Below are 12,755 nucleotides of genomic sequence, written 5' to 3'. Positions count from 1 at the left end.
GATAATGTCTTTTGAATGGGTGTTTTTTATTATGTTAACTTCAATTAGCCACTTCTTGATTAAATAATAAGTAATAGCTACAATGAATTTAAATATTAAATCACCTTTGAGGAAGTGTGAAAATACGGGAAAGCGCGGTGCAGTGATGTTAGAAAGACATGCCAAACTCATTAGATTGTTACTCAACAACAGTAATCGTTTTTTAAGCGCAGATGAAATAGCCACTTACTTAAATGTCTCTAATAGAACAGTGAGGAACGATATTAAATATATTAATGTTGACGTATTGTCGGCGTTAATTGTCAGTGTTAAAGGTCGAGGTTTCAAGGTGAACCAAGACCTTTATAGTATAGATTATATAGAAGAAATCGTTTCTGATTTTACAAACAAAGAAAACGAATTACTTCTAAAATTGGGTTATCATATTTTAATGCATCAACAACCCACAACCTTAGAGTCATTAGCACATCACTTTCATTTATCTAAATCAGAAGTTAGTGATTATTTAACGCGTGTTCAGTCGTGGTGCAATTCATTTGATATTACTGTGAATCTAACTAAGAAAAAAGGTGTCACAGTAAACGGAAACGAAATGAATATTAGAAATGCGATTCTACATTTAAATCAACTATCTTCGAAAAATAAAACGGTTGATGATGTGATATTAAATGAAATACCTAAGGCGCACATTGATATCATTAGTAAAATTATTGAACGTAACTTAAATGCACATCATATACAACCTTCTAAAATACGGATAAAACAATTACTCATACACTTAATTATTATATTTAAACGTAATAGCGATGACGGTTATTCGTGGGTAGTCGATAAATCCTCCTATAAAATCGCGCAACAATGTATTACAGATATCAATTCGGAATTAGGTTATCAACTTTCAGATGAAACTGCGCAACTGTTATCATTCTTTATTAGCTATTATTTTAATAAATACGATTTAGGCTTTGAACAGATTTTTGTTAAAAGCTATATTGATCGTATGATTCATCAAATGGAGAGAAATGTAGGTGTAGATTTTACAGAAGACCAAGAACTACGCGACAATTTATATGCACATTTCAGTAGAACATACTTACGTATAGTAAAGAATGTTTATATTAATAATCCTTTAACTGAAGATATTAAAAAGTATTATCCCTTTGTGTTTAATGCATTGTATGAGACAGTTAGTCATCTTGCAAAAGATGCAAAAATAAATTTAGTTGAAGATGAAATTGCATTTTTGGCGTTACATTTTCAATCTTCCATAGATCGCCGTAAAAAAGAGTCGTTTAATATTGTTATCACTTGTTATTATGGGTTAGGAATTTCTAGTTTATTAGAAGCGAAAATTAAAAATATAGATGACAGTATTCATATAGTAGATACATTGAAAATGGAAGATATGAATGATTATAACTTTAGCAATATTGATGCGCTTGTTGCTACACATTCTATTGAAGGTAAACAACTGCCTAATGATTTAACTTGCATAGAAGTATCTCCTTTATTTTCAGAGGAGGACGAAAATAAAATTGCTTCTGAGTTACACCATAAGCAAAATCCTGTATTACATCAAACTGAATTATCTTCAATTCAATTTAGTGTTTACTCAGATAAACAGGAGCAAGTGGTTGCAAGTTATGTTTTTGAACAAGCTCAAATGATTCTAGATAACGATCATGCTGTCGCCAAAGATTACATGAAAAGTGCATTAGAGAGAGAAAAATTTTCTTCTACATATATTGGTAACGGGATGAGTATGCCACATGGTGATCCAGAAAAAGTATTAAAATCACATGTAATTATTTTCAAAAATATGCAAGGTTATATCTGGAAACAAAATAAAGCTAAGCTTGTTTTTTTCTTAGCAATTACAGAGCAAGACATTCCCATAATGAAGAAAATTATTCATACTATTGCTAAATTGGATGAGAATACTGTAGACCAATTATTAGTACTTGAAGATCAAAGTTTAAAAGAGAAAATGATTGATTTAATTAAAGAATAATTGCCACTAGTAACGGCAATTATTCTTTTTTACAATCTGATGAATGCGTTTACAATTGTATTGAGGAGGATGAATTATATGAAAATTTTAGCGATTACGTCGTGTCCAAATGGGATTGCACACACGTATATGGCCCAAGAAAAATTGGAGCAAGCTGCCAAAGATATGGGCGTACATATCAAGGTGGAAACACAAGGTGGCGTAGGTGCAGAAAATGTCTTAACAACAAAAGAAATTAGAGAAGCGGATGGCATTATTATTGCAGCAGATCGCCAAGTAGATTTATCAAGGTTTGATGGGAAATTATTAATTAACGAAAGCGTTAGAGAAGGCATTCATAAACCGGAAGTATTGATTCAACGTATTATTGATAAAGATGCTCATATCCATCATGAAACGAGTGGAGCTAGTCAGTCTAGCCAAGAAGACAAACCCAAAACCGGTATTCAGATGGTTTATCAGCATTTAATGAACGGTGTATCGTTTATGGTTCCCTTCATCGTTGTAGGTGGTTTATTAATGGCGATTGCACTAACAATTGGTGGAGAAGCAACTTCAAAAGGTTTGGAGATTCCAGATGATTCATTTTGGAAATCAGTTGAAAATATAGGTAATTTAGCTTTCAGTTTTATGGTGCCAATATTGGCTGGTTACATCGCAGTGAGTATTGCTGACAAACCTGGACTTGTACCCGGTATGATTGGTGGCGCTATAGCTGCTGACGGTAGCTTCTACGGTAGTGATGCTGGAGCTGGTTTTCTAGGAGGTATTGTAGCAGGTTTTATAGCAGGTTACATTGCGAAATGGATTAAAAATGTAAAAACACCAAAAGTGATGGCACCCATTATGCCGATTATAATCATTCCTATTATCTCATCACTCATTGTGGGATTAATATTCATATTCTTAATTGGTGCACCGATAGCGAGTATCTTTGAAGCGCTAACAACTTGGCTGAAAAGTATGCAAGGTACTAACATTGTAATCTTAGCATTAATTGTAGGGGCGATGATTGCATTTGATATGGGAGGACCAGTCAATAAAGTCGCTTTCTTATTTGGTTCAGCGCTAATTGCTGAAGGGAACTATGCTGTAATGGGAATGGTTGCAGTAGCGGTTTGTACGCCGCCTATTGGTTTAGGTTTAGCTACGTTTATTAATAAACGTAAATTTAATAAAGGTGAAGTAGAAATGGGAAAAGCTTCATTTACTATGGGATTATTTGGTATTACAGAAGGTGCTATTCCGTTTGCTGCACAAGATCCGTTAAGAATTATTCCATCTAATATGGTAGGGGCAATGGTAGCAGCAGCGATTGCAGCAATAGGTGGCGTGGGCGATAGAGTGGCTCATGGCGGTCCGATTGTAGCAGTTTTAGGTGGAATAGATCAGATTTTATGGTTCTTTATTGCTGTGATAGTTGGTAGTCTTGTCACGATGAGTGCAGTGCTATTTTTAAGAAAAAACACACCAGCCTTAGCTGTTGATACGAATAGTATTGCAACGGGAATGACAGCGGAACAGCAAGATGAGGAAGCAGAAGCTAGTGCTACAACAAATACTACAGCAGAAACAAATAAAGAACAAACTACTGAACAGACAAACAACACAGTTGATGTATTTGATAAAGATGTTATCAAAATAGTCGATAAGAAAAATACAAGAGACGAAGCCATAGATGATCTCATAGATCAACTTGATAAGTATGATTACATTACAGATAAAAAAGAATTGAAAAATGCTGTACTGAAACGTGAAGCAGAAGCAACGACAGCGATTGGAATGAATGTTGCAATACCTCATGCAAAATCATCAGCAGTGAAACAACCTGTTGTTGCTGTAATGAATAATAAACATGGTATCGACTGGGACAGTTTAGATGGTACATTGCCTAATATTGTATTTCTAATTGCAGTACCTAATGATAGCAGTGATACACATTTAAAACTGTTGCAAAGATTATCAAGAACATTAATGGACGATAATATTCGACAACAGCTAATTGAGGCAACACAAACACAACAAATTTACGATTTACTTAAAGAAATATAACTGGGAGGTAGGAATAAATGCCATTATTATTAAAACCTGTTTTTCAAGAAAGAATATGGGGAGGCAATGCACTTAAAGCATTTAACTATGATATACCTAATGATCATACAGGAGAATGTTGGGCGATATCAGCTCATCCGAACGGTCCAAACGTTATTGAAAATGGACGTCATAAAGGTAAAACATTAGATGAAGTATGGGCAGAAGACAAAGTATTATTTGGGAATCCTAAAGAAGATAAATTTCCGTTACTAACTAAAATATTAGATGCAAATGATAATTTGTCAGTACAAGTACATCCAGATAACACATATGCTCAAATGTATGAAGGAGAATATGGTAAGACTGAATGTTGGTATATTTTAGATGCAAATGAAGGCGCAGAAATTATTTATGGCGTAAATGCACAGAATCAAAATGAGTTAAATCAAATGATTGATAACAAACAATTCGATGCATTATTCAAATCAGTCAAAGTTAAAGCAGGAGACTTCTTCTATGTGCCAGCAGGTACAGTTCATGCAATAGGAGAAGGGATTTTAATCTTAGAAACACAACAATCTTCTGATACTACTTATCGCATTTATGATTATGACAGAACTGATAAAGAAGGAAATAAAAGAGAACTTCATTTAGAAGAAAGTAAAGAGGTAATTGATCTTTCTGTTAGCTCACCGAACACATCAGCTAAACATGAAGTGGTTCAAGGTCAGGATTATACGCAGTTTGTATCTAATACGTTCTTTACAGTGGAAAGATGGATTATCAATGGTCATTTAGCTTATGCAAAACCACAATCATATTGTCTCGTATCCATTGTAGAGGGCAATGGCGAAGTTACAGTAAATAACGAAGCTATTACTTTAGAAAAAGGAACACATTTTATACTGACTACTGAGGATAAAGAAATAACATTTAAAGGTGATATGACATTTATCGTTAGCTATGTATAAAAATTAAAGGCAAGATAACTTCAGTTATCTCTGCCTTTTTATGCAATCATAGGAGGTAATTACAATGTTAAAAATTTGTACAGATATAGGTGGAACAAAGACAATTGTAGGTTTGATTAATGAAGATTTAGAAATTATAGAGAGCTATAAATTTGAAACTTATATAGATAATCCCGAACAACAGTTTACTGAAATAATCAATATAGCTAAGAATTACTTAGAAAGTGTTGAAAATGTAGATGCTACAGTACTAAATATTGCTATGCCTGGGCCGTGTGATTATACTCAAGGTATATTTTTAAATCCACCTAATTTACAAAAGTACAATAACTTTAATGCAGGTGAATTTATCACTGAACATAGTTCATTCAAACCATATTTTGTAAATGATACGGATGCTGCTATATTAGCCGAACAACACTATGTTTCAGTGAAGACAGAGGATTTTATATATTTAACTATAAGTACAGGTGTTGGTATGGCATACATGAGAAATGGCACGCTAGTTTCTGGTAGCGATGGTAATTTCGGTGAGATTGGTCATACAATTATTAAAGACAATAGTGACTACCAATGCCCTGTTTGTAAACAATATGGTTGCGTCGAAAATGAAATTTCTGGATTAGCAATAAGTAGGAAAGCAGGTGAATTGCTTAACAAAGAAGTTAGCACAAGAGAGGCAATCGAAATGTATAATGCAGGAGAAAATAAACAAATCGTGCAGATGATTGAAGAAGTAATAGATTTAACACAAAAGTTATGCACGAACCTATATAGTATCTTCAATGTGTATAATATCGTACTTGGAGGTGGTGTAACACAAAGTACATTACCTTATAAAGCACGAATTGAGGCATATGCACAAAAACACCACTTGATTCAAAATAGAGAGATAGTAGTCAGAATAAGTGGTTTAGATGCGAATGTGTTAACAGGACTTTATTATGTGAATAAAAATAAATGAAAGTTTTCCAGTGTCTATTGGAGAGGGAATGCAACCTAATTTTTATGAAAAGGTTTCGTTGTCTCGCCCTAGCAAGGATGACTAGAGTTGAAAAAACATGCTATAAAGGCTTTTTCAACTCAGCCAGCTACTACCATTATAATGAATTGAGACAGAAGCATTATTTATGTTCCTGTATCTGTCTCATTCGATTTGTGAAGCCTTTTTATAATTTATTTCTTTTTACTAATAATAATTTACGAATATTGAGTGTCTTCGATAACTGATCGGATAATAGCAGACCTAAAGCAATTGAGCCAGCAATCAAAATAGCACGAATAAATGTATTTGTGGCATCTGTAAAATTGAGCGTCACAAGTTGCTGGGTGGCTCTAAAGGCAATACTACCAGGGACCAAAGGTATAATGCCGGGAATCATAAATAACACAACAGGTGCTTTATAAATACGACTTAAGATATGTGCTATTAAACCGAGTGTTAAACTTCCTAGCAAACTTGTGTATATACTATCCATATGGAAATTTCTTTCTAAAATAAAAGTTATGGAATAACCCATAGCACCAGCCAATCCAGCAGGTAAGAAAATTTTTCTAGGTGCATCGTAAATCACATTGAAAAAGTAAGATGCACTAAAACTACATAAAAATGTGAATAGGATCGTCATTACGATTCCCCCCCTTTAAAAGATGAGATAAGCGATAGCAATGCCAGACCCTATAGCAAAAGCAATTACAAGTGCTTCTAAGAACTTGGCAGTAAACATTAACATATGTCTTCCGAACAAATCTTGAATAGCTGTTGTTATTAGTACTCCAGGAACTATTGGCATAACAGCTGCAATCATGGCTGGGCCGAACATTTTATTGACATTAAATAAATCAGACCCTAGTATAACCAGCATACCTAGTACAAAAGAACCAACAAATTCAGGTATAAACATCGTTAATGATTTACTCTGCATATATTCAACAATTAAAAAACCAATTGAACCGGCAATAATTGTAGTGATTGCATCTGACCAGGTGCCGCCTTGTAAATATAGAAAACTTAACGAAATTACCCCCGCAGCCATTACCTTTTTCCATAATGGAATACTTAAATTAGTGTGATCGATATTTTTTAATAGGATATAAGCCTGATCAATAGATAATTGATTACTGGTAAGCTTTCTAGAAATTGAATTAACTTGAAATATTTTTAATAAATTGGTGCTGTTTTTGTTTATGCGTAATATACGTGTATCATGTTCTTCGCTTAATGAAAAATTGATAAATACGTTGATTACATAACCTTGGCTATTATAATAGCCCATACAAATTGCGATGCGACGCATGGTATCTTCTACTCTTGATACTTCAGCCCCCGAGGAAAGTAGTATTTTTCCAGCCAGTAGTATAACACTTATGGTTAACTTGTCTTTATTCTCACTCAAATGAACACCCCAATTTATACGATTAATATGATTATTATCCCAATATTAATTTATAAATTCAATATGGAATATAAAGTGTCTAGAAAGACATATTGTACACAGAGGTTAGGCTTAGGTTTGTGTGAAGTCATGGTTCGAGGTAGTCTAAAAAGTTTGTTGACTAGCGGATATGAGGAGCCTATGTATTACACTTTACCATTCATTTCTTATCTGTTATATGATTAAGACTGAGACAATTAATTGCCTCAGCCTTTTTATTATTAATCTCGTTTTCAATTTTATTTTGCATAAGTATCACAAAGAAAATGTCTTCGTTAATTTTCAAGTGATGCTTTAAAACCTTTTTCAAGGTCATCAATTATGTCATCAATGTTTTCAGTACCAACTGATAGTCTTACAAGTTCTGGCACAACGCCTGAAGCTTGTTGTTCTTCAGGGGATAATTGTAAATGTGTCGTACTAGCAGGATGGATAATTAAAGACTTAGAATCTCCAACATTTGCTAAATGAGAGAATAGACTTAATGCATCAACAAATTTTGCAATATCTTCAACAGAACCATCTACACCAAAAGTGAGTACGGCTCCTTGTCCATTTGGTAGATACTTTTGGGCAAGTTGATGATATTCATTATTTTCTAACCCAGGATAATTCACCCAAGTTACGTTTGGATGTTGTTCTAAATATTGTGCAACACGCAGGGCGTTTTCAGAATGTCTTTCTAAACGTAAGTGTAATGTTTCTAATCCTAATAAAAATTCATGGACGTTGAAAGGTGATACTGCTGAACCTAAATCACGTAATAATTGTACACGCGCCTTTGTAATATAGGCTGCTTCTCCAACATCTTTAGCATATGAAATGCCATGATAACTTGAATCAGGTTCTACAAGACCTGGGAATTTACCATTATCCCAATTGAAATTACCACTATCCACAATAACCCCACCTATAGAAGTACCATGACCACCTATAAATTTAGTTGCTGAATGTACAATAATGTCAGCACCAAATTCAAAAGGACGTAGTAAATATGGAGTTGGAAAAGTATTATCCACAATTAAAGGTATGTTGTTTTGATGTGCAACGTTTGCGACTGCTTCAATATCTAGCACATCAATTTTGGGATTACCTATAGTTTCAGCATAGATGGCTTTTGTTTTATCGTTAATAGCATTTGCAAAATTTTCAGGGTCACTTGGATCTACAAAGTGAACTTTGATGCCTAATTTATTAAAGGTGACATTTAATAAATTGTAAGTTCCGCCATATAAGTTAGAAGAAGCAACAATTTCATCTCCAGATTCTACAATATTTAAGAGTGCTAAATGAATTGCAGCTTGTCCTGAAGAAGTGGCTAGCGCTCCGATTCCACCTTCAAGTGCTGCAATACGTTCTTCAAAAACATTTTGCGTTGGGTTCATTATTCTAGTATAAATATTGCCAGGTTCTTCTAAAGCAAAAAGTTTTCTTGCATGTTCGGTATTATCAAATACATAACTAGAAGTCTGATAAATAGGGACTGCACGAGATTTTGAAAAGTCATCTGTTACTTGACCGCCGTGAATGGAAAGTGTATCTAAATGCCAAGGGTTTTGAGTCATAATATAAATCCTCCTAAAATTAGAATTTTCTGATAATTTTCACTATACAAGAGCTTTTTGACCTTTTCAACCATTTCTTACTTAAAAAGTAAGGATTAATTTATGTTTTTTGCAATGTATTTAGTTTGAAGAGGTTGCAAAGAGAGAAGAAATTGTTTATAATTCTTATCGTTATAGTAGGGTATTGTAAAAGGAATGGAAATGGTAAACTCATGGAGGAATAAAATGGTTGGTTTTGACTTAATAGGGAATACACCGCTTGTACTTTTAAAATCATTTAGTAATAAAGATGTTCAAATTTATGCAAAATTAGAACAGTTTAATCCTGGCGGTAGCATAAAAGATAGATTAGGAAAGCATTTAATCGAGGTAGCTTTAAAAGAAAACACCATTCGTGAAGGAGATACAGTTGTTGAAGTATCAGCTGGTAATACGGGCATCGGTGTTGCTCTTGCGGCCAATCATTACGGACTCAATAGTGTAATTTTTGCGCCTATAGGTTTTGCTGAAGAGAAAATATCAATTATAAAAGCTTTAGGAGCGAAAGTAATAAGAACAGAACAAGGACTTGGTATGGAAGGTGCAAAAATAGCAGCACGGGAATTCGAATCAAAAACGGGGGCTTTTTATCTAAATCAATTTGAATCGAAACATAATCCTGAAGCATATAAAGATACCATAGCACAAGAAATTACAGATAAACTGGATGATATTGATTATTTTGTTGGTGGTGTAGGATCTGGTGGAACCTTTGCTGGTATTGCTGAACATTTAGCTCAATTTGATATTGAAAGTGTCATAGTTGAACCAGAAGGATCTACTTTAAGTGGTGGTCAAGCACATGCACATGATATAGAAGGCATTGGCTCCGAACTATGGCCATCATTTTTACATGAAACATTAGTAGCGGATATTATAAAAGTTAGCGATGATGCTGCATTTAAAAATGTGAAATTAATTGCTAAACAAGAAGGTCTCTTGGTTGGCAGTTCATCGGGAGCAGCACTACAGGCAGCATTAGACATAAAAAAACATATAAATAAAGGTGTTATTGTCACAGTTTTTCCTGATGGAAGCGACCGATATATGTCAAAACAAATCTTAAATTATAAGGAGAATGAATATGGATAAAAAAACACAATTAATACATGGCGGAGTAACAACAGACCCATACACAGGTGCAGTAACGACACCAATTTATCAAACGAGTACTTATATTCAAGATGATATTGGAGATATGAGACAAGGTTACGAATATTCACGTTCTGCGAACCCTACAAGAACGGCATTAGAAGGGCTAATTGCCGATTTAGAAGAAGGAGAATTCGGTTATGCATTTGGTTCTGGTATGGCAGCCATCTCAGCAGTGATTATGTTGTTAGATAAAGGTGATCATTTATTAATTAATTCAGATGTTTATGGTGGGACATATAGAGCATTATCTAAAGTGTTTACACGTTTTGGTATAGAAGCTGATTTTATTGATACAACACAAATTGACGAAATTGAACAATATATTAAGCCTGAAACGAAAATGTTATACATTGAGACTCCCTCTAATCCGTTATTACGTGTAACAGATATCAAAAAGTCTGCCGAGCTAGCTAAAAGTCATAATTTGATTTCTGTCGTAGATAATACGTTTATGACACCTTATTTCCAAAACCCATTAAAATTTGGTATCGATATTGTATTACACTCTGCAACAAAATATCTCGGCGGTCATAGTGATGTTGTTTCTGGCTTAGTTGCTACAAACGACGAAGCGTTAGCAGAACGCATTGGATTTATTCAAAATTCAACAGGTGGCGTACTTGGACCACAAGATAGTTATTTATTGATTCGAGGTATTAAAACTTTAGGTATACGTATGGAACAAGTACAACGCAATACACTCGAAATTATAGCAATGTTGCAAGAACATAATGCTGTTAGACAAGTGTTCCATCCAAGTATTGCCACTCATTTAAATCACGATATCCATCAAAGACAAGCAGAAGGGCATACAGGTGTGGTTGCATTTGAAGTTGCAGATATAGAAAGTGCTAAACAAGTAATTAAAGCATCTAAATATTTTACATTAGCTGAAAGTTTAGGTGCGGTGGAAAGTTTAATTTCCGTGCCTGCATTAATGACACACGCCTCTATACCAAAAGACATTCGTGAAAAAGAAGGCATCGCAGACGGTTTGATTCGTTTGTCTGTTGGTATTGAAGGTACAGAAGACTTAGTAGAAGATTTAAAAGCAGCATTAAATACTTTAAATTAAATAAAGGGATAAAGATAACCCAGGAAATACTTCATTTGATATACCCCTTAAAGAAGATGTCAAAAACTTCTTTAAGGAGGGATCATTTTCAGAAGAAACCTGGGTTATTTTAATTTTATACGAAAGTGAAGCGCTTAATGATTGTTATATTCTGTTTGCGTTGGTGTTTCAAAGTCAAAAGAACGCTCTGAATTCAATATATCAGCATTTGTTTGTTGCAGTTTACTGTAGTTCCCTTTAGGCATTTTGCTTTTCGTAATTTCAACCTTAGGATAGATTAATAAAGGTATTAAACCAATTAGTCCATATATTAAAAAGGTATATTGGTAGTTTAATATATCAATGAATACACCTGCGAAAGAAGAACCAATGACTTGTCCAACTGCTAATAGTAAAAAGGGGATACCTATCCCTAAGGAAGCATTTTTTACAAATAATTTAATCCCCCAAACAAGTAAAACACCTGTTAAGAATATATAGCTCATTCCAAATATTGAAGATGAAATAAATGGAAGTAACCATATATTTGGTGTGAATGCTAGTAAAATTGAGGCACATGCTAACGCAATTACACCGATATTAAATGCAAAATGAAGACTTTTCTTATCAATAATAGCTCCAGATATCCCTCCAACTATCCCGAAAATACCAATTAAAATCCAAAATACAGAAAGCGCCATATCTGAGTAATGACCAGTAAGTTGAACAAATGACTTTGAGAAGGTCCAAAATGGTGCAGTTGAAACACCTAGTAAAGTAGAAGCCATTACAATGCGTTTACTAGAAGAAATATCTCTGATATTCAAACTACCAGTATCAATTTTAATGTCTTGTTGCAGACTTGGGATAATAATATAATTCCAAGCTAATACGATTAATGCTATAAATGCATAGATTAAATAGGTGTCGCGCCAATCAAGAAAGATAAACATAGCGGTTATACCGGTGAACATTAAGCCTAAGCTTGTACCTGAATTAATCCATGTATTTGCTTTACCTTGATCTTGCAATTTAATCCATAAAGAAATGGTATAACCATAAGGTGGTGATACTAATCCAGTACTAGCACCAGCGAATATGACACCTAAGGAGAGTATGGTTGCAGTTGATGAGATGCCAATTAGGATTAAACCAATTAACACAGAAAGACCTGCAAAGATAATCATCCGTTTAGGGCCGATTTTGTCAGTTTTTAATGTGGAATAAATAATTGTAAAACAATAAGCCAAATAAAATAGTGATGAAATCATACCTGCTTGAGAAGCGGTTAACCTCAAGTCATTGGAAATTTCTGGTAGAAAGAGACCGAAACTAAATCTACCTAATCCATAAGTGGTAGCAATCATAGCGATACCTGGCAATACAAGTCTTGAAAATTTCATAAAATACCTCCAAATCTATATAGAATGTTCATTCTATTTTTGTTTTAAAATAACGAGTAGGGATGATTCTTTTGAACACTGGTACCTA

At 34.0% G+C, this 12,755-nt stretch carries 10 protein-coding genes; 6 read left to right on the top strand and 4 right to left on the bottom strand.

Annotation, left to right across the window (positions count from 1 at the left end):
- The first annotated feature begins 145 nt into the window (after positions 1-145).
- The 4 genes from D9V42_RS02365 to D9V42_RS02350 all read left to right on the top strand — a co-directional run bounded on the left by D9V42_RS02365 (position 146) and on the right by D9V42_RS02350 (position 5,980).
- Positions 146-2,011: a BglG family transcription antiterminator gene (locus tag D9V42_RS02365; RefSeq protein WP_122062880.1), complete on the top strand. Its 1,866-nt coding sequence runs from the start codon at positions 146-148 to the stop codon at positions 2,009-2,011.
- Between the two features lie 78 nt (positions 2,012-2,089).
- Positions 2,090-4,063, top strand: a complete 1,974-nt coding sequence (locus D9V42_RS02360; RefSeq protein ID WP_107529610.1) for a fructose-specific PTS transporter subunit EIIC — start codon at positions 2,090-2,092, stop codon at positions 4,061-4,063.
- A 17-nt stretch (positions 4,064-4,080) separates the two neighbouring features.
- Complete coding sequence (gene manA, locus D9V42_RS02355; RefSeq protein WP_107529611.1) at positions 4,081-5,016, top strand: mannose-6-phosphate isomerase, class I; 936 nt, start codon at positions 4,081-4,083, stop codon at positions 5,014-5,016.
- Between the two features lie 64 nt (positions 5,017-5,080).
- Positions 5,081-5,980 (top strand): ROK family protein, encoded by a 900-nt coding sequence (locus D9V42_RS02350; RefSeq protein WP_107529612.1) that lies wholly within the window; start codon positions 5,081-5,083, stop codon positions 5,978-5,980.
- Positions 5,981-6,185: 205 nt separating this feature from the next.
- Here D9V42_RS02350 and D9V42_RS02345 read toward each other — a convergent pair whose 3' ends face one another.
- From D9V42_RS02345 to D9V42_RS02335, 3 genes are all read right to left on the bottom strand, one after another.
- Positions 6,186-6,644: a threonine/serine exporter family protein gene (locus tag D9V42_RS02345; RefSeq protein ID WP_107558008.1), complete on the bottom strand. Its 459-nt coding sequence runs from the start codon at positions 6,642-6,644 to the stop codon at positions 6,186-6,188.
- 15 nt (positions 6,645-6,659) lie between these two features.
- Complete coding sequence (locus D9V42_RS02340; RefSeq protein WP_107529614.1) at positions 6,660-7,412, bottom strand: threonine/serine exporter family protein; 753 nt, start codon at positions 7,410-7,412, stop codon at positions 6,660-6,662.
- A 314-nt stretch (positions 7,413-7,726) separates the two neighbouring features.
- Positions 7,727-9,016 carry a homocysteine synthase gene (locus D9V42_RS02335; protein ID WP_122062877.1) on the bottom strand — a complete coding sequence of 430 codons (1,290 nt, stop codon included), beginning with the start codon at positions 9,014-9,016 and terminating at the stop codon, positions 7,727-7,729.
- 225 nt (positions 9,017-9,241) lie between these two features.
- Between D9V42_RS02335 and D9V42_RS02330 the strand changes: the two genes are divergently transcribed.
- Entirely contained in the window at positions 9,242-10,147 is a 906-nt protein-coding gene (locus D9V42_RS02330) for a PLP-dependent cysteine synthase family protein (RefSeq protein WP_122062875.1), read from the top strand.
- Positions 10,140-11,285 carry a bifunctional cystathionine gamma-lyase/homocysteine desulfhydrase gene (locus D9V42_RS02325; protein ID WP_122062873.1) on the top strand — a complete coding sequence of 382 codons (1,146 nt, stop codon included), beginning with the start codon at positions 10,140-10,142 and terminating at the stop codon, positions 11,283-11,285. Before D9V42_RS02330 ends, D9V42_RS02325 begins: the two co-directional genes overlap by 8 nt.
- Positions 11,286-11,419: 134 nt before the next feature.
- On the opposite strand, the gene D9V42_RS02320 is transcribed toward D9V42_RS02325, so the two are convergent.
- Positions 11,420-12,667 carry an MFS transporter gene (locus D9V42_RS02320; protein WP_122062871.1) on the bottom strand — a complete coding sequence of 416 codons (1,248 nt, stop codon included), beginning with the start codon at positions 12,665-12,667 and terminating at the stop codon, positions 11,420-11,422.
- Positions 12,668-12,755: the final 88 nt, after the last annotated feature.

Origin of the sequence: Staphylococcus pseudoxylosus (assembly GCF_003697915.1) — a bacterium.
Taxonomy (GTDB): Bacteria; Bacillota; Bacilli; order Staphylococcales; family Staphylococcaceae; genus Staphylococcus; species Staphylococcus pseudoxylosus.
This window is presented reverse-complemented; position numbering and strand designations above follow the sequence as displayed.